The sequence below is a fragment of the Buttiauxella sp. S19-1 genome (assembly GCF_022134725.1).
GTDB classification, from domain to species: Bacteria; Pseudomonadota; Gammaproteobacteria; order Enterobacterales; family Enterobacteriaceae; genus Buttiauxella; species Buttiauxella ferragutiae.
Map to the genome: position 1 here is coordinate 1 of NZ_JAHWLU010000087.1, position 21,354 is coordinate 21,354.

At 52.4% G+C, this 21,354-nt stretch carries 19 protein-coding genes; 11 read left to right on the forward strand and 8 right to left on the reverse strand.

Going from position 1 to position 21,354, the window contains the following annotated elements; genetic code table 11:
- Positions 1–166: 166 nt before the first annotated feature.
- The 10 genes from glmS (at position 167) to cobO (ending at position 11,230) form a co-directional block, all read left to right on the forward strand.
- Positions 167–598 carry a methylaspartate mutase subunit S gene (gene glmS, locus MES37_RS17350; protein ID WP_064544048.1) on the forward strand — a complete coding sequence of 144 codons (432 nt, stop codon included), beginning with the start codon at positions 167–169 and terminating at the stop codon, positions 596–598.
- Complete coding sequence (gene glmL, locus MES37_RS17355; RefSeq protein ID WP_064544046.1) at positions 598–1,986, forward strand: methylaspartate mutase accessory protein GlmL; 1,389 nt, start codon at positions 598–600, stop codon at positions 1,984–1,986. Before glmS ends, glmL begins: the two co-directional genes overlap by 1 nt.
- Positions 1,987–2,001: 15 nt before the next feature.
- Positions 2,002–3,447 (forward strand): methylaspartate mutase subunit E, encoded by a 1,446-nt coding sequence (locus tag MES37_RS17360; RefSeq protein ID WP_064544044.1) that lies wholly within the window; start codon positions 2,002–2,004, stop codon positions 3,445–3,447.
- Positions 3,447–4,688: a methylaspartate ammonia-lyase gene (locus MES37_RS17365; RefSeq protein WP_064544043.1), complete on the forward strand. Its 1,242-nt coding sequence runs from the start codon at positions 3,447–3,449 to the stop codon at positions 4,686–4,688. Before MES37_RS17360 ends, MES37_RS17365 begins: the two co-directional genes overlap by 1 nt.
- A 3-nt stretch (positions 4,689–4,691) precedes the next feature.
- Positions 4,692–6,062: an acyclic terpene utilization AtuA family protein gene (locus tag MES37_RS17370; protein WP_064544041.1), complete on the forward strand. Its 1,371-nt coding sequence runs from the start codon at positions 4,692–4,694 to the stop codon at positions 6,060–6,062.
- Positions 6,059–6,376: a DUF4387 domain-containing protein gene (locus MES37_RS17375; protein WP_064544039.1), complete on the forward strand. Its 318-nt coding sequence runs from the start codon at positions 6,059–6,061 to the stop codon at positions 6,374–6,376. The genes MES37_RS17370 and MES37_RS17375 overlap by 4 nt, the downstream gene beginning before the upstream one ends.
- A 161-nt stretch (positions 6,377–6,537) precedes the next feature.
- Positions 6,538–7,845: a dicarboxylate/amino acid:cation symporter gene (locus tag MES37_RS17380; RefSeq protein WP_064544037.1), complete on the forward strand. Its 1,308-nt coding sequence runs from the start codon at positions 6,538–6,540 to the stop codon at positions 7,843–7,845.
- Between the two features lie 61 nt (positions 7,846–7,906).
- A complete protein-coding gene (gene glsA / locus MES37_RS17385) occupies positions 7,907–8,902 on the forward strand; it encodes a glutaminase A (protein ID WP_370918841.1) in 996 nt (331 codons plus the stop codon).
- Positions 8,903–8,965: 63 nt separating this feature from the next.
- A complete protein-coding gene (locus MES37_RS17390; RefSeq protein WP_064544033.1) occupies positions 8,966–10,618 on the forward strand; it encodes a class I fumarate hydratase in 1,653 nt (550 codons plus the stop codon).
- Between the two features lie 9 nt (positions 10,619–10,627).
- Positions 10,628–11,230 carry a cob(I)yrinic acid a,c-diamide adenosyltransferase gene (gene cobO, locus MES37_RS17395; protein ID WP_237932155.1) on the forward strand — a complete coding sequence of 201 codons (603 nt, stop codon included), beginning with the start codon at positions 10,628–10,630 and terminating at the stop codon, positions 11,228–11,230.
- A gap of 37 nt (positions 11,231–11,267) precedes the next feature.
- Here cobO and MES37_RS17400 read toward each other — a convergent pair whose 3' ends face one another.
- Complete coding sequence (locus MES37_RS17400) at positions 11,268–12,173, reverse strand: LysR family transcriptional regulator (RefSeq protein ID WP_064544029.1); 906 nt, start codon at positions 12,171–12,173, stop codon at positions 11,268–11,270.
- A 551-nt stretch (positions 12,174–12,724) separates the two neighbouring features.
- Positions 12,725–13,171 carry a DUF3828 domain-containing protein gene (locus tag MES37_RS17405; RefSeq protein WP_232887277.1) on the reverse strand — a complete coding sequence of 149 codons (447 nt, stop codon included), beginning with the start codon at positions 13,169–13,171 and terminating at the stop codon, positions 12,725–12,727.
- Between the two features lie 236 nt (positions 13,172–13,407).
- Here MES37_RS17405 and MES37_RS17410 point away from each other — a divergent pair, with 236 nt between their 5' ends.
- Positions 13,408–14,268 carry a PA4780 family RIO1-like protein kinase gene (locus MES37_RS17410; RefSeq protein ID WP_064544026.1) on the forward strand — a complete coding sequence of 287 codons (861 nt, stop codon included), beginning with the start codon at positions 13,408–13,410 and terminating at the stop codon, positions 14,266–14,268.
- Between the two features lie 359 nt (positions 14,269–14,627).
- Here the strand turns inward: MES37_RS17410 and MES37_RS17415 are convergent, their stop codons facing one another.
- From MES37_RS17415 to MES37_RS17440, 6 genes are all read right to left on the reverse strand, one after another.
- The gene (locus MES37_RS17415) at positions 14,628–14,876 is read right to left on the reverse strand and encodes a DUF4282 domain-containing protein (protein WP_064544024.1); all 249 of its coding nucleotides are present in this window, start codon (positions 14,874–14,876) and stop codon (positions 14,628–14,630) included.
- A 178-nt stretch (positions 14,877–15,054) separates the two neighbouring features.
- The gene (locus MES37_RS17420; protein ID WP_237932157.1) at positions 15,055–16,785 is read right to left on the reverse strand and encodes an acetyl/propionyl/methylcrotonyl-CoA carboxylase subunit alpha; all 1,731 of its coding nucleotides are present in this window, start codon (positions 16,783–16,785) and stop codon (positions 15,055–15,057) included.
- A complete protein-coding gene (locus tag MES37_RS17425) occupies positions 16,766–18,373 on the reverse strand; it encodes a 5-oxoprolinase/urea amidolyase family protein (protein WP_237932159.1) in 1,608 nt (535 codons plus the stop codon). Before MES37_RS17425 ends, MES37_RS17420 begins: the two co-directional genes overlap by 20 nt.
- A 1-nt stretch (position 18,374) precedes the next feature.
- A complete protein-coding gene (locus tag MES37_RS17430; RefSeq protein ID WP_237932160.1) occupies positions 18,375–19,187 on the reverse strand; it encodes a putative hydro-lyase in 813 nt (270 codons plus the stop codon).
- A 12-nt stretch (positions 19,188–19,199) separates the two neighbouring features.
- On the reverse strand, positions 19,200–19,970 hold the full coding sequence (locus tag MES37_RS17435) for a LamB/YcsF family protein (protein ID WP_121815034.1): 771 nt from the start codon (positions 19,968–19,970) through the stop codon (positions 19,200–19,202).
- Between the two features lie 10 nt (positions 19,971–19,980).
- Positions 19,981–21,222, reverse strand: a complete 1,242-nt coding sequence (locus MES37_RS17440; RefSeq protein ID WP_064544015.1) for an NRAMP family divalent metal transporter — start codon at positions 21,220–21,222, stop codon at positions 19,981–19,983.
- Between the last annotated feature and the right edge of the window lie 132 nt (positions 21,223–21,354).

Genomic DNA, 21,354 nt, shown 5'->3' on the forward strand with positions numbered 1-21,354 from the left:
CACTTCACAACAATCATTTTTAGAAAGATATTCTGAAAATAGATCAATTGCTTCAATTACATCAGACAAAGAAACTCCAGCTCAGTTAAAAGGCGCAATCAGCCTGCGCAATAAATAATAGCAATAGCTCTTACTTTCTGATTATCAGCCCTACAGAGGATTATTAATGAAAAAATCAACACTTGTTATTGGCGTCATTGGTGCTGACTGCCATGCGGTAGGCAATAAAGTTTTGGATCGCGTTTTTACTGCCCATGATTTTCGCGTAATCAATCTTGGGGTGATGGTGAGCCAGGATGAATATATCGATGCTGCTATCGAAACGGGTGCCGATGCGATTGTGGTGTCGTCAATTTATGGCCACGGTGACATCGACTGCCTCGGTCTGCGCGAGCGTTGTATTGAACGCGGTATCGGCGACATTCTGCTGTACGTTGGCGGCAACCTGGTGGTCGGCAAGCATGACTTTGGGGATATCGAGACCAAGTTCAAAGAGATGGGCTTTAACCGCGTCTTTGCCCCAAGCCACGATCTTGAAAGTGTTTGTTCTCTGATAACAAACGACATTGACCAACGCTGCCTTGAAGAGGCCATCTGATGCAAATTGTCTCTGTCGACATCGGCTCGACGTGGACCAAAGCAGCCCTCTTCGCTCGGGAGGGGGATGCGTTAACGTTGGTGAACCACGTCCTGACCCCAACCACAACGCACCACCTGGCTGACGGTTTCTTTGCCAGCCTGAATCAGGTGCTCAATGTTGCCGATGCTCGCCCACTGCTCAACAGCGGTGAAGTGACGCTGAAATACTCCTCATCTGCGAAAGGCGGTCTTGCCGTTGCCGCAATGGGGCTGGTGCCGTCAATCACCCTGGAATCCGCGAAAGTCACCGCCCACTCAGCAGGGGCGAAAATCGCGCAGTATTACTCGTACAAGCTGAATCGCCACGACATCAAGGCGCTGGAAACCACACCTCCCGACATTCTGCTCTTTGCCGGTGGCACCGACGGTGGGGAAGAAAGTTACGGCCTGGCCAACGCCCATGCGCTGGCAGAGTCAAACCTGGATTGCGCCATTATCTACGCCGGTAACCGCGACATTCAGGACGATGTGCAGACGATCCTCGGGCATAAAGATCTGACCACGGTAGACAACATTCTACCGGATCTCGATCACCCGAATCCGTATGCCGCGCGGCAGGCGATTTGCGATCTCTTTTTATCACGGATCGTCAAAGGAAAAGGCCTGGACGTCATCGTCGGGGAAACGGGTGAGGAGCCGATGCCGACTCCGTGGACCGTTTATGAACTGGTGAAAGCGATCAGCGATTCCGACAGCTCGTGGAAGGAGTTCATGCTGATCGATATGGGTGGCGCGACCACCGATATTTACTCCACCAGCAACAATACCCTTTCTCCTGACACCGTGTTGCACGGCGTGCCTGAACCCTTCGTCAAACGCACCGTAGAAGGTGATTTGGGGATGCGTGTCTCGGCCATGGTGGTCGGCGAAAGCACCAGGGAACTGGTGAACGTGCTCTTCGCGCATCAGCCGCAACGCCAGGAAGCTTTTTATCGCTATCTGCAACATCTGGTGGCGCATCCCGATTATCTGCCGTGTAACGAGGAAGAAAAATATTTCGACACCGTACTGGCAGGGTTGTGTGTCGGCTACGCCAGCGAACGTCATGCGGGCACCAAAAAACAGGTGTGCACCTGCGTGGGTAGTGTCGATTTGCAGATGGGACGTGACCTGACCACCGTTCGTCGTGTTGTCGGGTCCGGCGGATGGCTTTCACGCGCCAACCGGTTCGACATCCACAACTGGATGAAATACCGCGAACTTGACGATGACGGCAGACGCATTCTGCTCCCCACCCAATTTGAATATTACCGCGATTCAAAAGGCTTGTTACCGCTGCTGGCAAACGTCGCCAGGCTTTATCCGCAGCTCGCCGCTCGCACCAGCATTCAATGTTTAACCCTATAGATAAGGCAGCAACGAATGGAACTCCGTAATAAAAAGTTAACCCATGATGAATTCATGACCGAACGGCACCAGGTTCTTCAGACCTGGCATACCGGTAAGGACGTTGAAAACTTTGAAGATGGCGTGAAGTACCAACAAACAATTCCTGAGAAAAAACGCTTCTCTCACGCTCTGCTGAAAGCCGATCAGGAAGGCAAAACCCTGAGCCAGCCACGTGCAGGCGTGGCATTAATGGATGAGCACATCGAACTGCTCAAAACGTTGCAGGAAGAGTGTGACCTGCTGCCTTCCACCATTGATGCCTATACCCGTCTGAACCGCTACGAAGAAGCCGCCGTCGGGATTCAGAAATCCATTGAAGCCGGGACGTCTAAGCTGAACGGCCTGCCGGTCGTCAACCACGGTGTGGCTGCCTGCCGTCGTTTGACCGAAACGCTGGAAAAACCGCTGCAAATTCGCCACGGTACGCCGGATGCACGCCTGCTGGCAGAGATCTCCATGGCCAGTGGCTTTACCAGCTACGAAGGCGGCGGCATCTCCTACAACATTCCTTACGCTAAGCGCGTCACGCTAGAAAAATCGATCCGTGACTGGCAGTACTGCGACCGTCTGATGGGCCTGTATGAAGAACATGGTATTCGCATTAACCGCGAACCGTTCGGCCCGCTGACCGGCACGCTTATCCCGCCATTCATGTCGCATTCCGTGGCGATCATTGAAGGTCTGCTGGCGCTGGAACAGGGCGTGAAATCTATTACCGTCGGCTACGGCCAGGTGGGAAGCCTGACTCAGGACATCGCCGCGATTCAGTCGCTGCGCGAGTTGTCTCATGAGTATTTCCATAACTACGGCTTCGACGATTACGAGCTGAGCACCGTATTCCACCAGTGGATGGGTGGCTTCCCGGAAGACGAAGCTAAAGCCTTCGGCATTATCTCCTGGGGTGCGGCGGTAGCGGGTATGTCCGGTGCCACTAAGGTGATCACCAAGAGCCCACACGAAGCCTTCGGTATCCCTACCGCGGCGGCTAACGCCCAGGGTCTGAAAGCTTCACGCCAGATGCTCAACATGGTCAGCGACCAGAAATTCCCACCATGCCCTGCCGTCGATCAGGAAGTGTCTCTGATTAAGAGCGAAGTGCGTGCCGTGCTGAAGAAAGTCTTCGAGCTGGGCAATGGCGATATTGCTCGCGGTACGGTGCTGGCCTTTGAAGCAGGCGTACTGGATGTGCCATTCGCTCCGGCTTCCTGTAACGCAGGCAAAATTTTACCGGTGCGCGATAACTATGGCGCCATTCGTATTCTTGATGCCGGAGCGGTTCCGCTGCCGGAAGACATTCTGGCCCTGCACCACGATTACGTCGCAGAGCGCGCGCAATTCGAAGGCCGCAAACCTTCATTCCAGATGGTTATTGATGACATCAACGCTGTATCCCACAGTAAATTAATAGGAAGACCATGATGAAAATTAAACAAGCGCTTTTCACCGCAGGCTACTCCTCATTTTATTTTGACGATCAACAAGCTATTAAAGACGGTGCCGGACATGACGGCTTCATCTATACCGGCGAACCGGTCACGCCAGGTTTCACAGCGGTGCGTCAGGCGGGGGAATGCGTTTCGGTACAACTGATTCTTGAAAATGGTGCGGTTGCCGTCGGCGACTGTGCGGCAGTGCAATATTCAGGGGCGGGTGGCCGTGACCCGCTGTTCCTGGCGGCAAACTTTATTCCTTTCCTCAACGACCATATCAAACCGTTGCTGGAAGGCCGCGATGTCGATGCGTTCCTGCCGAATGCGCGCTTCTTCGACACGTTAATGATCGACGGGCATCTGCTGCATACCGCTGTGCGTTATGGTCTTTCTCAGGCGCTGCTCGATGCCACCGCGCTGGCAACCGGCTGCCTGAAAGCGGAAGTGGTCTGTAATGAATGGCAGTTGCCATGCGTTCCGGAAGCGATTCCATTATTCGGCCAGAGCGGCGATGACCGCTATATCGCGGTCGATAAAATGATCCTTAAAGGTGTGGATGTCCTGCCGCATGCGCTGATCAACAACGTGGAGCAGAAGCTCGGTTTTCACGGTGAGAAACTGCGTGAATATGTGCGCTGGTTGTCTGACCGCATTCTGAAACTGCGCACCAGCGAGAAATACCAACCGACCCTGCATATCGACGTCTACGGCACCATTGGCCTGATTTTCGATATGGACACGGTGCGCTGCGCCGAGTACATCGCCAGCCTGGAAAAAGAAGCACAGGGCCTGCCGCTGTACATTGAAGGTCCGGTGGATGCCGGTAATAAACCGGATCAGATCCGCATGCTGACCGAGATTACCCATGAGCTGACTCGTCTGGGTTCCGGTGTGAAGATCGTCGCCGACGAATGGTGTAACACCTATCAGGATATCGTTGATTTCACCGATGCGGGCAGTTGCCACATGGTGCAGATCAAAACCCCGGACCTGGGTGGCATTCACAACATCGTTGACGCCGTGCTCTATTGCAACAAACACGGTATGGAAGCCTACCAGGGCGGTACCTGTAACGAAACCGAGATCAGTGCTCGCACTTGCGTACACGTGGCGCTAGCCGCTCGTCCAATGCGTATGTTGATAAAGCCTGGTATGGGCTTCGATGAAGGGCTCAATATTGTGTTCAACGAAATGAACCGCACTATTGCGCTGTTGCAGACAAAGGATTGAGAAATGGCACGCACATTTAAGATCTTGTCACCGACGGCTATCCTGGGTTATGGCTTCCCGGAAGAGAGCTTTCGCAAAGCCATGCTGGAATCACCGGATCTGATTGCGGTTGACGCGGGATCCTCCGATCCTGGCCCTCATTATTTAGGGGCAGGCAAACCGTTCACCGATCGGGCAGGCGTTAAACGCGATCTGCGCTATATGATCACCGCGGGTGTTAACCACAACATTCCGGTGGTGATTGGCACCGCCGGAGGCTCCGGCGCCGCACCGCATCTGGAATGGTGCCGCCAGATAATCCTCGAGATCGCGCAAGAAGAGAATTTAAGCTTCTCGATGGCGTTGATCCCGTCGGATGTCGACAAAGCCACGGTTCATCAGGCGCTGGATAACGGTGCGATTACCGCGCTGGATTTTGTCCCTGAACTGACCCACGAGGCGATTGAAGAGAGCACTTACATCGTCGCGCAAATGGGTATCGAACCTTTCCAGCGTGCGCTGGAAGCGGGTGCGCAGGTGGTGTTGGGCGGACGTGCTTACGATCCGGCCTGCTTCGCCGCGCTGCCCATCATGAAAGGGTTTGATGAAGGGCTGGCGCTGCACTGCGGGAAGATCCTCGAATGTGCGGCCATTGCCGCAACGCCAGGTTCCGGTTCTGATTGCGCGATGGGCATCATTGATGAACACGGCTTTACGCTCAAAACATTCAATCCGAAGCGCAAATTTACCGAGACTTCAGCAGCAGCACACACGTTGTATGAGAAGTCGGATCCGTACTTCCTGCCAGGCCCTGGCGGCGTGCTGAATCTGAAAGGCTGTAGCTTCAAGGCCGTTAACGACGGTGAAGTGTACGTTAGCGGTTCACGTCACGAAGAAACGCCTTATGCGCTGAAACTCGAAGGTGCGCGCCAGGTAGGTTTCCGTTGCCTGACCATCGCCGGGACACGCGACCCGATTATGATTGCCGGCATCGACACCATTCTTGAAGAGGTGAAAGCCAGCGTGGCGAGCAACCTCTCGCTCAATGACGACAGCATCCGCATCACGTTCCATCTGTATGGCAAAAACGGTGTCATGGGTATCCATGAACCGATGCAAACAGCCGGACATGAGCTGGGGATTTTGTTGGACGTGGTCGCGCCGACTCAGGAGATCGCCAACAGCGTTTGTTCGCTGGTGCGCTCTACCCTGCTGCACTACGGCTATGAAAACCGCATGGCGACCGCAGGCAACCTCGCCTTCCCGTTCTCGCCATCCGACATTCAAAGCGGGCCAGTGTATGAGTTCTCGATCTATCACCTGATTGAAGCGAACGACGACCTACGTTTTGATTTCACCCTTGAACAGGTGACGCCAGAAGGAGTTCAGGCATGAAACAGTCAATCTGCTCATTGGCGCAGGTCATTCGTTCTAAAAATGCCGGACCGTACGAACTGGTATTAGATATTTTATTTAAAACCCGTGAAGACTATCAGCGCGTAAAAGCATCTGAGCAATTAACACCACAGCTTATTGCCGATTTGTATCACGTCGAGCCTGAATTTGTTCACCGCATTATCTGGTTTGACCCAGCCAACGCGGTAAAGATTGTCATGCCTCGCGATATTATTTCAGGAAGCGTCGGTGACAATGATGTTTATGGTGCCCAGCAACATGCACCATTATTAAGCATTCAGTTCGACCTGTAGTAAAAATAATACAACAACATTAAATGGTGTGCGGAATATTGCTGTATCCCAGCACACCAAATTATTCATGCGGTTGGTCATAAACAGGTGTGTGCCTTGGTAGCTGCGGGGTACACGCCGCCCTACACCTTAATACCCAACCATTATCCGATGGAGTAAACATGAAGAAAATTAGTTTAACGAAGATGATCATACTAGGCCTTATATTAGGTATGATCGCAGGCGTGGCCATTAATAATATGGCATCGGCTGATGCGGCAAAATCGTATGCAGGCGATATTTCCATTTTTACCACCATATTCTTACGTATGGTAAAAATGATTATTGCACCATTAGTTATTTCTACTCTGGTGGTCGGCATTGCCAAAATGGGCGATGCTAAAACGCTGGGGCGTATATTCTCGAAAACGTTCTTCCTCTTTATTTGTGCCTCACTGCTCTCCATCGCACTGGGTCTGGTGATTGTTAATATCTTCCAGCCAGGTGCTGGCATTAACTTTGTACCGCACGATGTCGGAGCGTTATCAGCGGTTAAATCTGAACCGTTCACTCTGAAAGTGTTTATCTCGCACGCCGTACCAACCAGTATCGTCGATGCGATGGCTCGTAATGAAATCCTGCAAATTGTGGTGTTCTCGATTTTCCTCGGTTGCAGCCTGGCAGCAATCGGCGAGAAAGGCGAGGCAATCGTGAAAGTGCTCGATTCTCTGGTGCACGTCATGCTGAAGCTGACTGGCTATGTGATGCTGTTTGCGCCACTGACCGTTTTCGCAGCGATCTCGGGTTTGATTGCCGAACGTGGGCTGGGTGTGATGGTCAGCGCCGGTATCTTCATGGGTGAGTTCTACCTGACCCTTGGGATGCTGTGGGCGATTCTGATTGGCCTTTCCACTATGCTCATCGGGCCGTGTATTGGCCGTCTGACCAAATCAATCCTCGAACCTGCCCTTCTGGCTTTCACCACTTCCAGCTCCGAAGCCGCTTTCCCGGGTACGCTCGATAAACTGGAGAAGTTTGGCGTTTCCTCGAAGATTGCCAGCTTCGTACTGCCAATCGGTTACTCCTTTAACCTCGTCGGCTCAATGGCTTACTGCTCTTTTGCCACCGTGTTTATCGCACAGGCCTGCAACATTGAACTGAGTATGGGCGAGCAGATCACCATGCTGTTGATCCTGATGCTGACCTCTAAAGGCATGGCCGGTGTACCACGTGCATCGATGGTGGTTATCGCCGCAACACTCAACCAGTTCAATATTCCAGAAGCCGGTTTGATTCTGCTGATGGGTGTCGATCCGTTCCTCGATATGGGCCGTTCAGCGACTAACGTGATGAGTAACGCCATGGGTGCTGCGATTGTTGGCCGCTGGGAAGGTGAACACTTCGGTGAAGGTTGCCGTGGTGACGCTCCAGCCAAAACGCCTGGCTTAGAACACCCGGCGACTAAAGCATCTGAAGTGACCATGTACTGATATTCAAGGCCGACTTTCGTCGGCCTTTTTTAACACAACAACACAGGGCTACAACGTGAAAATAAAACTCTTAGCAGCAAGTGTGTTATCGCTCAGTTTCTTAGTCAGCACCACGACGCTGGCGCAAACTGCACCAGACTACGACGCACTCATCAAACAAGCGCATCAAAAATATAAAAATAATAACGACGGAAAAGTCGCTGACTATATTCCGGCGCTTGCCACTTACAGCCCACAGAATTTTGCCATCACCATCGCCACGGTGGACGGCAAAATTTACCAGACAGGTGATGTCAAAAAAGCCTTCCCGATGGAGTCCCTGAGCAAGGTCTTCACCATGGCGCTCGCGATGGAACAGCACGGGCCAAAAGAGGTGCTGGATAAACTCGGTGCCAATGCCACCGGGCTGCCATTCAATTCCGGTTTAGCCGTGGAGCTGACCAAAGGCGCGCCAGAAAATCCATTGGTCAATGCGGGAGCGATGAGCACCGTTAGCCTGGTTGAAGCCAAAGATAAAACCGACCGCTGGAACAAAATTCTCAACAACCTGAATGCGTGGGCGGATGCCTCGTTGACCGTCAACGAGCCGGTATTCAAATCTGAAATGGACACCAACCAGCACAATCAGGCGCTGGCGCAGTTAATGGAGTCCTATAACAGTTTCTATGGCGATACCCGTGAAGCCGTAGAGATTTATACCCGTCAGTGTTCAGTGGATGTCACCACCGAGCAGCTCGCCAAAATGGGCGCGGTGCTCGCCAATAATGGCAAATCGCCTTACACCGGCAAGCAACTGTTAAACGAGAAATATGTCCCGCAGGTGTTAGCGGAAATGGCTATTGCCGGGCTTTATGACGGCAGCGGCAAGTGGCTTTACACCGTAGGCCTTCCGGCGAAAAGCGGTGTCGGCGGCGGCATGGTCGCCGTGGTGCCGGGGAAATATGCCATCGCCGTGTACTCTCCGCCGCTTGATTCCGCGGGCAACAGCGTTCGCGCCCAGCAAACCATTGAGTATGTTGCGCAAGCGACACAATCCAATCTCTTTTTAGCGAAGTAAGCCCGAAGAAAAGGGCATCGCACCAGATGCCCTTCATTAATGACTGATAAGTGAGAAGTCGACATGTCTAAACCATTTGCCTGGCAGGAACCGTTTTTACAAAGCAAAGATAATACGGAATATACATTGCTCAGCGGCCAACACATTACGGTGACGGAGCTGGACGGTGAAGAGGTCATCAAAGTTGCCCCTGAGGCCTTAACGCTACTGGCGCAGCATGCTTTTTACGAAGCGTCGTTTTTCCTGCGTGCTGCCCATCTCAAGCAGATTGCCAGCATCCTGCACGACCCACAGGCCAGTGATAATGATAAATACGTTGCGCTGCAACTGTTACGCAACGCGGAAGTGTCGGCGAAAGGTGTGCTGCCAAATTGCCAGGATACCGGGACAGCTACCATTGTGGCGAGTAAAGGTCAGTCTATCTGGACCGGCGGCGACGATGCTGAAGCCTTAAGTAAAGGCATCTACACCACCTTCCAGGAGAATAATCTGCGCTACTCGCAGAATGCGCCGCTGGACATGTACACCGAGGTCAACACTCAGACCAACCTGCCTGCGCAGATTGATATTAGCGCCACACCTGGCAATGAATATCGTTTCCTGTTCGTCAACAAAGGCGGTGGCTCTGCCAACAAAGCGGCGCTATTCCAGGAAACAAAATCTATTCTCCAGCCTGAAAAGCTGACTGCCTTCCTGATTGAAAAAATGAAGTCGCTGGGTACTGCCGCCTGCCCTCCTTACCATATCGCGTTTGTGGTGGGCGGGTTGTCGGCCGACCAGTCACTGAAAGTCGCCAAACTGGCTTCGACCAAGTATTACGACAATCTGCCAACCGAGGGGAATGAACTCGGCCAGGCATTCCGCGACACGGCACTGGAAACCGCGTTACTCAATGCCAGTCGTGAATTTGGCATCGGCGCGCAGTTTGGCGGCAAATACTTCGCCCATGATATCCGGGTTATCCGTCTGCCACGCCACGGCGGTTCCTGCCCAATCGCGATGGCGCTGTCCTGTTCTGCCGACCGCAATATTAAAGGCAAGATCAATAAGCAGGGAATCTGGCTGGAAAAACTCGAGCACAATCCAGGCAAATTTATTCCGGATTCTCAGCGTACAGAGAATAGCGCCCAGACGGTGCAACTCGACCTGAACCGCCCACTGAAAGAGATTATGGCCGACTTGTCTAAGCTGCCGATTGGCACACGCGTGTCGTTAAGCGGCTCCATCGTGGTCGCCCGCGACATTGCCCATGCTGAAATCAAAGCGCGGCTGGACAAGGGCGAAGCGATGCCCGACTACATGAAAAACCATATCGTCTATTACGCGGGCCCCGCCAAAACGCCGGACAACCAGCCGTGTGGTTCGCTCGGGCCGACCACTGGCGGGCGCATGGATGGTTATGTTGACCAGTTCCAGGCAGCAGGTGGCAGCCTGGTCATGCTTTCGAAAGGTAACCGCAGCCAGCAAGTGACCGATGCCTGCCTCAAACATGGTGGTTTTAACCTCGGGAGTATCGGTGGCGCGGCGGCATTACTGGCGCAGCAATATGTGAAAAGCCTGCGCTGCCTTGAGTACCCTGAACTGGGCATGGAAGCGGTGTGGATGATGGAAGTGAAAAACCTGCCGGCTTTTGTTCTGGTCGACGATAAAGGCAATAACTTCTTTGAACAGTTTGAGCAAAAGCAAAGTTGCGCATCTTGCCCTGCAAAGCATTAAGGAGCGTTTATGGAAACGCGAACCAATACTGAACGCCATCGTCAGCGCCAGCAAAAGATCAAAGAGCGGGTAGATAGCCGTGTGGCGGCGGCAACCGAAAGGAAAGGTATCCTGATTGTTTTTACCGGCAACGGAAAAGGAAAATCGACCGCAGCCTTTGGGACAGTGACGCGCGCTATCGGCCATGGCAAAACCGTCGGGGTCGCGCAATTCATTAAAGGCCAGTGGGATAATGGTGAATACAACACGCTGCATCAGCACAAGGTTGAATTCCACATTATGGGCACCGGTTTTACCTGGGAAACCCAGAATAGAGAAGAAGATATCCAGGCTGCTCTCGCGGTCTGGCAGGAAAGTAAGCGCATGCTCGCCGATGCGCGTTACGACCTGGTGGTACTCGATGAACTCACCTATATGCTGGCTTATCACTACCTGGATATTCAGGAGGTTATTTCATCGATAGTGAATCGCCCCGCCCATCAAAGTGTGGTGGTGACCGGGCGCGGTTGTCACAGCCAGTTGCTGGATATTGCAGATACCGTCAGTGAAATCCGACCGGTAAAACATGCCTTTGATAGCGGGATTCAGGCTCAATCTGGTATTGACTGGTAAGGTATGCCGCCAGGTGAAAACCGGGCGGCATCATCAATCAAGCTGGCTCAGATATCAGTGATTTTTCCAGTAACCAGGCGCGAAGAATCTGCAAATGTCGGGACTCAGCTTTTTCTGCCCGCCATGTCAAAATGAAGCGGTTCCCGGTACGGATAGGAACATCACAAGGAATGACCATTTCACCGCTGTCCAGATCGCGCTGAATAGCAAAACGAGGTAATAATGCGGTTCCCAGATTTGAGCGTACCGCCGCAATCAACATCGAGAGCAAGTCAAAGCGCGGGCCTTTGTTCACCAGCGGGCTGTTAACATCCGACAGCGCAAACCACTCTTGCCAACCGGTGGTGCGGGTACTTTGATGCAACAAAGGAAATTCATTCAGCAAGTCATCGACAGCGAATTTTTGATCAGGTCGGGATAACAGGCTTCTGCTACAAACGGGCAAAATCTCCTCTTCAAATAAATATTCCATTCCAGACCATGGTGTACAAAAATCTTCGCGCATAATAGCGGCGTCATAATCATTGTTTAGAAAATCGCCGATATTTGCCAGTGAATGAATATTGACCGTAATATCGGGATTTAATTTATTGAACTCGCGTAAATTGGGAATCAACCAATGAGTGCTTAATGTCGGATTGACGGCTAACTCAATAGCCTGAACCGCAGGTTGCCAGGCCATTATCGAATGAGTATCACGCTCAAGTTTATTTAGCGTTTCTTTAACAATGTTCAGATAATGCTTACCTGCCGCATTTAAATGAATACGTTTTTTTGCATGGTCAAATAATGCAGTATGCAGAAAATCCTCCAACGCGTTTACTTGTCTGAACACAGCGCTCTGTGTCAAAGCCAACTCTTCTGCTGCCCGAGTATAACTTTCGTGACGTGCCACCACTTCAAACGTCACCAGCAATTCGGTCTTCGGTATTTTTCCTCTCATCGTGCCTTCCATTTGCAGTGAACTAAAATAGTTTAGGGATGAAATTATCTTTCTCAACCCCATAAGGACTGACGCAAGATAATTCTCATCTCATTGCTGTTTTTTTCATCTTTTGCTTCAGCCTGGCCGTATAACCTTTATATCCGGTTAATATGTTAATAGCATGTTTATTATTCTTGAGAATAAAGGTGAAGTGAGTCATTATTTTACCAGACCCATATCGGTGACTCTGTGTTCATTTGTTTTATTTCTAAACGAAATAAAAACGCGCCACAGAGCTTCTATAAAGCTTTCCATTTTTAATAAAACCTTTTTCCAAAAAAATATCTGAGGATTATTGATAAACACAGGTGTATTAGTATAAAGGTTCTTTTGCTGGATTAATGAGCGCCATGTTAAAGAAGGCAAAAATCACGTTGAAAAGTGTGGAAAAAAAGACAAACCTATTCCCTGGTCGGATAAGCGCAGCACCGTCCGAAAAACAGGCTAAAATGGTGGATGACGCTATCGCTTATCCACCCTACAACACCACTTTAGTGACCTTTTTCCCGCTACTTCACGTTTTCATTTCTCAGTATGGTCTGGCCTGCAACAGACTGGATTTTCCAGGTTCCGGATTCCTTTACCATGCAGTCAATAACGGTGTGTTGCTGTTTTTTGCCGTAGGAAACATAAATGTTGAAGCAAACGGGGTCATAGTCACTGGATACTACGGTGACGTTCGTCGGCCAGTCTTCGCCAAAATCCTGGGCGCGAATAAAAAAGTCGGCGTCGTAAAATTCAGCTTCGTTACCGATGGCTGAACGTAGTTTTTCCAGCGTGCTTTTAGTCACATATTTATCAATATCATGGCCATCGGTAAGAGGATTTTTATTCTGACTGATTTGTTGCAGGTACCATTGGTTGAATTCCTGTGCCAGTTTAATAGGCTGGTCGTAATCGCTGGCGGCGAGCGTTGAAGTGGAGACCAACAGCATGAAAGCGGTTAAAATTTTCATTCTGAGTACCTTTAATCAAACTTTGGTGTCGTTCGGGAAAGCATAGCTTCACCCGACATCGCTGGGGTAAACGGTGGATGTCGCTCGCGCTTATCCGCCCTACAATTGCAGACAAGCAAATGAATACAGACAGTTACGTTAACTTTCCGATTCCGTGGCAAATATTGTCCACTTTTTCTGCTATCGCCGTCTGTGTTATTGATACGAAAAATGGCTGAAATAAGGTATAAAGCCGCATGAAAATCCCAAACAGACTCCAACCGCTGGTTGATGATGGCCTGATCGACGATGTACTTCAGCGTCTGAAAAGTGGCAAAGAAGCCGACGTCTACACCGTTTTATGCGGTGACAAGATCCAATGCGCCAAAGTGTACAAAGAAGCTATGCAGCGTAGCTTTAAGCAAGCTGTGCAGTATCAGGAAGGGCGCAAAGTCCGCAATTCTCGCAACACCCGTGCCATGCAGAAAGGCTCAAAGTTCGGACGCAAGCAACAAGAAGAAACCTGGCAAATGGCTGAGGTGGAAGCGTTGTTCCGCCTGGCAAACGCCGGGGTGCGCGTGCCGCAGCCATATATGTGTATTGATGGCGTGTTATTGATGGAACTGGTCACCGATGCTGAAGGTTTGGTGGCTCCACGTCTGAGCGATGTGGCGATGAGCGAAGAAAGTGCGCTGGCTGATTTCGAAACCATGATCCGCAATATCGTACGCATGTTGTGTGCGGGCCTGGTGCATGGCGATTTATCGGAGTTTAACGTGCTGCAAGACGCGCAAGGGCCGGTGATTATCGACTTGCCACAAGCGGTGGACGCCGCAGCAAACAACCATGCTGAATCCATGTTTGAACGTGATGTGAATAACATCACCGAATATTACGGCCAGTTCGCCCCGCAATTACTGCAAACACGCTATGCGAAAGAGATCTGGGCGTTATATGAAGACGGAAAATTAACCCCAGAAACACCGCTAACGGGGCTATTCGTCGAAGAAGCCCATGATGTGGATATGGGTTCACTGATTGATGAAATTATTGCTGCGGAAGATGAGTTTTACGACCGTCAACGCGCAGCCAAAGAGCGCGACCAGCAATACGAATAATCACCTTATACCCTAAATAATTCGAGTTGCAGGTAGGCGGCAAGGGAGCTACAAATCTGTCTGGAACAGATTTGAACAGCGCTTGCGCTGGCCCGAAGGGTGAGCCTCATGGACAAGGCTCATAATCCCCAGGAGCTTACTTGAGTAAGTGACTGGGGTTTGTGAGTGCAGCCAACAACGCTGCAACTTGAAGTATGACGGGTATAGAAAATTAAAGGCCCGCATAGCGAAAGTTATGTGGGCTTTTTTTCGCCAAAAGTAAAATGCCTGTAACTCAATATTTTATTGAGTTCAATTTCAAAAAATTGAATATCACAGGCAGTAGTAAGCTCATTAATTAATAAGCCTACTCAAGGGCATTACTTTGTTTCAGGCAAGTTTTCAGCAATGCGCTTCAGGTATTCGTTATTTTTGAAGGCGATCATGATCAATTCGAAACCGACGCGTACAGCTAAAATACCAAACACCAGTCCAAAGATACCAGCCAGTGCCTGCCCTAGAAAAATCGTTGTCGCAGCAGAGATAACGATTGAAATGATGCTTAACCAGTACAGTACAACCAGAAGTTTTGGAGTGATCAAAGTGTCAAAAAAGAAGATATTTTTCATGTTATTCCATTATGTGTTCTAAAAACTGTGGGTATATTTCAGTCCATCTGAAACGTGTCCAGTATATTCTTACGCTGGACTACCACCAACACATATCAATAACAAATACTCTGAAAAGCATGATACCTATAAATATTAGTAGGGTAATTCAGGCGGGCTGTTCACCCGCCGTAAGATTCTAACTAATATCACCGAGTGAGCGCCCAGCTTCGACTAAATCCCCCGTTGTCGCCTGCTGTTTCAGGGTTCCACTGCGATGTGCGACGACCTGAACTTCCATTTTCATCGCTTCCATTACCGCAATCACTTCCCCTTGCTGCACCGTTTTGCCCTCTTCTGCCAGCCAACTATGGAGCACACCGGAGATCGGTGCTTCAACTGCCGCGTCGTTTACCGGCTCGTTCACTGGCGGGTGCGCTTTACCTGGCTGAGACAATGCCGCACCGCTAAACAGGCTCGCAGGTAAGCCCAGTTGCACGCGACGGCCATCAAGTTCAATCCAGGTGCGGGTTAAAGTTTCATTGGCCTTGGGCGTCTGACGCGGTGCAAACTCAATGCGCCCGGCAAAATCAGTTTCAATCCAGCGAGTATGCACCTTGAAGCCTTCGGTGAAATCAGCGTCATCCATCACCGCACGGTGGAATGGCAACACTGAGGCTACACCGTCGATTTCAAACTCACGCAGGGCGCGACGTGCACGGGCAATGGCCTGTTCACGGCTGCTACCCGTGACAATGAGTTTTGCCATCAGCGAGTCATAATTGCCTGGGACGGTTGAACCCGCATTAACGCCAGTGTCGAGGCGAATACCAGGCCCGCCTGGTGCGCGGAATACCGTGATATTGCCAGGTGTCGGTAAATAGCCTTTGCCAGCATCTTCAGCGTTAATTCGGAATTCGAACGAGTGTCCACGCGGGACTGGGGTTTCCAGAATACTGAGCGGTAAACCTTCCGCAATGCGCAGTTGTTCCACGACAATATCAAGGCCGGTAGTTTCTTCGGTGACCGGGTGCTCTACCTGCAAACGGGTGTTCACTTCGAGGAACGAAAGCGTACCGTCGCGGCTTAATAAAAACTCCACGGTACCAGCGCCAACGTAGCCCGCATGGGCGCAAATATCGTGGGCGGCGCTGTGGATTTGCAAGCGCTGGGCATCGCTAATAAACGGTGCGGGCGCTTCTTCCACCAGTTTCTGGTTACGGCGCTGGAGCGAGCAATCACGCGTGCCAAGCACCACCACATTGCCGTGTTTATCCGCGATAACTTGAGCTTCAATATGGCGTGGACGGTCAAGATATTGTTCGACATAACATTCTGCACGGCCAAATGCCGTCAACGCTTCGCGTGTTGCGGAGTGAAAAAGTTCAGCCACTTCTTCCAGTTTCCAGGCCACTTTCAGGCCGCGCCCACCACCGCCAAAGGCAGCTTTAATCGCTACCGGCAAACCGTGCGTGGCAGCAAAATCGAGCACTTCTCCCGCGCCATTTACCGGATCTGTAGTGCCTTTGACCAGCGGAGCTCCCACTTCCATGGCGATTTTACGCGCCTGCACTTTATCGCCGAGTTTCTCGATAGTGTCCGGCTGCGGGCCAATCCAGATAAGCCCCGCCTCCTGTACGGCGCGAGCAAACTCGGCACGTTCAGACAAAAAACCGTAGCCAGGATGCACCATTGTTGCACCGCTGCGCTTTGCAACCTCCACCAGCGCTGCAATGTTTAAGTAGGTGTCCGCTGAACTAGTGCCGGGTAGCGCCCAGGCTTCATCAGCCATTTGCACGTGTAGCGCGTTAGCATCCGGGTCAGCGTACACCGCTACCGCCTGCGCACCGTAATCACGGCAGGCACGAATGATGCGAACGGCAATCTCGCCACGGTTGGCGATCAGAACTTTATGCGGCGAGGTGGTCACGGGCATTACTCCCTGTTATTTCGATAAACGGTTGGATAATGTTAAAGCGAATGGCAGCGCCGGGCGGAATTTGCCCTGCCAAATCAAGATGATATTCTGCCACCGCAGCAATCACCGGATAGCCACCGGTCAAGGGGTGGTCGTGCAAAAACAGCACCGGTTGCCCGCTGGCAGGAACCTGAATCGAGCCGCTACAAGTGCCTTCACTCGGCAGCTCCTGGTGCTGACGGCGCTCCAGTTGTTGCTCACCTGCGAGGCGCAAACCGATGCGGTTAGACTGTGGCGTGACCAGCCAGTCCTGCGCGGTTAAACGAGCGAGTGCATCGGCGGTGAACCAGTCGGTGCGCGGGCCTGCGACAATATCCAGCGTCACTGTTTCACCCACCGCAGGAAGGGCAGATTGTGGAAGTTCATCCAGCAAAACGGCGTTGCAGTGCCGATGTGCGCCAGTCTGTAAAATGTCACCAACAGCAATCGCGGCTGGCCCTAACTGCGCCAGGCTGTCACGTGCGGCACTGCCAAGAATTTGTTCGACCACAAACCCGCTGCGCACCGCCAGATAACTGCGTAACCCGCGAACTGGCGTACCAACGTGAATTTCATCTCCGGCGGCTAAATTGAGTGGGCAATAACTTTCCACGCGATAACGCTCGCCGTCCGCCGTTTTCAGGGTCAACGGGCATGGCGCACCGGTCAGGGTAATCACCACATCGCCATTTGCCCGGGCGCGGAAACCACCGTGTGTGATTTCGAGGCAAGGTGAATCACTCGGGTTGCCAACAATACGATTTGCGGTGTGCAGCGCTGTTTTATCCATCGCGCCGGATTCCGATAAACCCAGCGCCGCTTTGCCGCTGCGGCCATTGTCCTGCCACAAGGTTTGCAGGCCTGTCGCCAGCACGGTCAGCGTTGGTGCGTCACTCGCGGGGGCAATTTGTGGCGCAACAACGGCAGGCAGAGAAACCATTTTCTTACCTGCGGCGCCATCCACAAACTGCACCTGGCTACCCGGCAACAGCAGTGCGGGCTGCGCGCGCGTTAAGTCCCACATTTGCAGGTCAGTCTGGCCGATAAGCTGCCAACCGCCGGGGCTAGCTTGTGGATAGATACCGCTAAATTCCCCAGCCAGCGCCACGGAACCTGCGGGAATGCGGGTGCGAGGTGTGCTGCGACGCGGTGTTTGCCAACCGCCAGTGTCAGACACCATATAGGCAAAACCTGGCGCAAAGCCGGTAAACGCCACGTTCCACAGTGATTCCTGATGGCGGCGGATGACTTCCTGCACCGCGATGCCCATCAGTTCCGCTACTGCCGGAAGATCTTCGCCATTGTAGTGCACAGGGATAGTCACCTGTTGGCCGTGGCGGGCTTCCTTGTGCTGCAAAGAACACGGCGAGATTTTGCCAGCAAGTTGCGCCATGCTGGTTTGCATCGGCTGATAGCGGATCAACAAGGTTCGTGCTGCCGGAATGATCTCCTCGATCCCCTTTTCCGGCGCGGCGCTGAGCGCATCGAACAACGCCAGTGTTTCATCAAGCGTATCCAGTTCGACCAGGCAGCTACTTAAGTTAACGGCTAAAAATCTCACTTCACGCTCCCTGCCAGGCGGCATCCGGTACATCAGTAATAAACATGTGTCCTGGCGCGTGACTGAGGGCAAATGGCACTCCCGATTTCATCACCGCAGCTTGCGGAGTCACGCCGCATGCCCAGAACACCGGGATTTCACCTGCTTCGATACGCACAGCATCACCAAAATCTGGACGTGAAATATCGCTAATACCCAACAAATGCGGCTCGCCGATGTGAACCGGCGCACCGTGCACTGCGGGAAAACGGCCGCTGATCATCACGGCGTCTGCCACCCTGTCTGCCGGGATCGGGCGCATGGAAACCACCAGTTCGCCCTGTAAACGCCCTGCGGGGCGGCAAAGGCGGTTAGTTTTGTACATCGGCACGTTGCAGTTATCGGTAATGTGGCGTACTTCAATACCCGCTTCACGCAGTGGCGTTTCAAAGGTAAAGCTGCAACCAATTAAGAAGGTGACCAGGTCAGGGTGCTTTTCCCAGACAGCGCGCGCGTCGGTGATTTCATCCGCCAGCTTACCCTGCTCCCAGACACGGTAACGCGGAATGTCGGTGCGCAAATCGGCACCTTCCGCCAGCACGGTCTGATGCCAGCCCGCTTCTATCACATCCAGCACCGGGCAGCTTTGTGGGTTGCGCTGGGCATAGAGCAGGAAATCAAACGCCCAGTCACGCGGCAGGCAAATCATGTTCGCCTGGGTCATGCCTGGCGCCATTCCGGCGGTAGGTTTATCAAAACCGTGACGAATCGCCTGGCGCGCTTCTCGTGCGGCGGCAATAGCCTGTTGGCTGGCTTTCATTAACTTATTCTGCATAGCTGCCGCTCCTTACGCCTGAGGAATAAACGAGCGGATAGCAATGCCCTGCGCTTCCAGCAAGGTGCGGATCTGGCTCGCCATAGCAATCGCGCCTGGGCTGTCGCCATGCACACATATAGAGTCGGCCTGAATCGGCGTGAATTTCCCTTCAATGGATTCAACACCACCTTCGGTAATCAGTTGCAGCATTCGTTGCGCCACAAGCTGTGCATCGTGCAATACCGATCCCGCTTCGCGGCGCGAAACCAGCGTACCGTCGGCGTGGTAAGCACGGTCTGCAAACGCTTCGGCGATGGTTTTCAGCCCTTTTTGCTGCGCCAGTTGCAGCACCGGAGAACCCGCCAGCCCAACAAGTGGCAACTGCGGGTCAACCGCCAGAATGCCGTCGATCACCGCCAGCGCCTGGCGTTCGTGATAAGCAATGGTGTTGTACAGCGCACCGTGCGGTTTGACGTAGCGCACTTGAGTGCCCGCAGCGCGTGCCAGCCCTTGCAGTGCGCCAATCTGGTAAATCACGTCGGCGGTGAGTTCGTCGCTGGCGATGTCCATGTTACGGCGGCCAAAGCCGACTAAATCCGGATAGGCAACATGCGCGCCGACCGTTACGCCCTGCGTTTTTGCCGCTTTCAGCGTTTCAAGAATGCCAGCCGGGGAACCGGCGTGGAAACCACAGGCGACGTTAGCGCTACTCACCACTTTGAGGATGGCGGCGTCGTCACCCATGGTCCACTGCCCGAAGCTTTCGCCTAAATCGCTATTGAGATCTATGGTCTTTAACATCTGCTTTTCCTCAGACAACTTTCAGGAAATCGAAAATAGCGCCAACGGAGAGTGCGCCCATGTACCAGGTCAGCACGCAGGTCACCAGACCCGTCCACAGCAACCAGCGCGGGTAGACATAACCCGACATTAAATCAGCACGTTTCCAGCCGACGTAGACAAAAATCGTTAGGCCGATTGGCAAGATAAGCCCGTTGAAACCGCCCGCAAACACCAGCAATGCAGCCGGAGCTGTCCCCAGCAACACGTACACCACTAATGAGACAGCAATAAATATAATGGTCGCGATATTGCGCTGGCGTTCAGTCATTTTCTTATTAAAAACAGTCATAAAGCTGACTGAAGTGTAAGCCGCGCCAATCACGCTGGTGAGTGCCGCTGCCCAGAAGATAAAACCAAAGATGCGCACACCAAAGCTACCCACAGCGTGCTGGAAGGCTTGAGAAGCCGGGTTCGCCACCTGGCTGGAAATGTCTAACGTTACGCCGCTGGCGACTACGCCCAATACGGCGAGGAACAACACGTAACGCATCAACCCGACCACCAGAATCCCTTTGGTCGCCGCCGAAGAAACCGCTTCAATATTCTCGACACCGGTCATGCCTTTATCTAACAGGCGATGCGCACCCGCATACGAGATATATCCGCCCACGGTGCCGCCGACGATGGTGGTGATCATGGCGAAGTTCATGGTGTCCGGAAACACGCTCTGGCGCAGCGCTTCGCCGACCGGCGGGGAAGAGACAAACGCGACATACAGCGTCAGGCCAATCATCACCAGGCCGAGGACAATAATCAGGCGGTCAATTGCGCTGCTGGCTCGCTGCGAGGAGAAGATGTAGATCGCCAGCAGTGCGCTGAGCAGCCCACCCCATTTTGGTGATATACCAAACATGGCATTCAGGCCCAGACCCGCACCGGCAATGTTACCGACGTTAAAGACCAGCCCACCGAAAATCACCAGCACCGCCAGTAAGTAACCACTGCCAGGTAGCGCTTCATTAGCGACGTCAGAGGCGCGCATCCGCGTAACAGTCACCACGCGCCAGATATTCTGTTGCACCACAAAATCGATGACGATCGAGGCCAGAATACCAAAGGCAAATGCCGCGCCCATGGTGGCGGTAAAGGTCGCCGTTTGCGTGATAAAACCAGGGCCAATCGCCGAGGTCGCCATCAGGAATATTGCCGCCAGCAGCGAGGAACGACGCTTCTGGACAAAGGATTTATTTTCGAGTTCTTGCGCTGCCATCTGACTCTCTCCGTTATTAGAATTATGACCCTGTCTGTTAAGCAATAAACAGACCATCGTTGAGGTAAAAGCAGAGATTGTTAATCAACTATTAAATTATTGTTGAACAATAAGCTAGTGAGTGTTGATTAA

Bases quoted from the DNA above. Each gene is read 5' to 3' on its own strand.
- glmS (WP_064544048.1), top strand. From the start codon at position 167: ATGAAAAAATCAACACTTGTTATTGGCGTCATTGGTGCTGACTGCCAT.
- glmL (WP_064544046.1), top strand. From the start codon at position 598: ATGCAAATTGTCTCTGTCGACATCGGCTCGACGTGGACCAAAGCAGCC.
- MES37_RS17360 (WP_064544044.1), top strand. From the start codon at position 2,002: ATGGAACTCCGTAATAAAAAGTTAACCCATGATGAATTCATGACCGAA.
- MES37_RS17365 (WP_064544043.1), top strand. From the start codon at position 3,447: ATGAAAATTAAACAAGCGCTTTTCACCGCAGGCTACTCCTCATTTTAT.
- MES37_RS17370 (WP_064544041.1), top strand. From the start codon at position 4,692: ATGGCACGCACATTTAAGATCTTGTCACCGACGGCTATCCTGGGTTAT.
- MES37_RS17375 (WP_064544039.1), top strand. From the start codon at position 6,059: ATGAAACAGTCAATCTGCTCATTGGCGCAGGTCATTCGTTCTAAAAAT.
- MES37_RS17380 (WP_064544037.1), top strand. From the start codon at position 6,538: ATGAAGAAAATTAGTTTAACGAAGATGATCATACTAGGCCTTATATTA.
- MES37_RS17390 (WP_064544033.1), top strand. From the start codon at position 8,966: ATGTCTAAACCATTTGCCTGGCAGGAACCGTTTTTACAAAGCAAAGAT.
- cobO (WP_237932155.1), top strand. From the start codon at position 10,628: ATGGAAACGCGAACCAATACTGAACGCCATCGTCAGCGCCAGCAAAAG.
- MES37_RS17400 (WP_064544029.1), bottom strand. From the start codon at position 12,173: ATGAGAGGAAAAATACCGAAGACCGAATTGCTGGTGACGTTTGAAGTG.
- MES37_RS17405 (WP_232887277.1), bottom strand. From the start codon at position 13,171: ATGAAAATTTTAACCGCTTTCATGCTGTTGGTCTCCACTTCAACGCTC.
- MES37_RS17410 (WP_064544026.1), top strand. From the start codon at position 13,408: ATGAAAATCCCAAACAGACTCCAACCGCTGGTTGATGATGGCCTGATC.
- MES37_RS17415 (WP_064544024.1), bottom strand. From the start codon at position 14,876: ATGAAAAATATCTTCTTTTTTGACACTTTGATCACTCCAAAACTTCTG.
- MES37_RS17430 (WP_237932160.1), bottom strand. From the start codon at position 19,187: ATGCAGAATAAGTTAATGAAAGCCAGCCAACAGGCTATTGCCGCCGCA.
- MES37_RS17435 (WP_121815034.1), bottom strand. From the start codon at position 19,970: ATGTTAAAGACCATAGATCTCAATAGCGATTTAGGCGAAAGCTTCGGG.
- MES37_RS17440 (WP_064544015.1), bottom strand. From the start codon at position 21,222: ATGGCAGCGCAAGAACTCGAAAATAAATCCTTTGTCCAGAAGCGTCGT.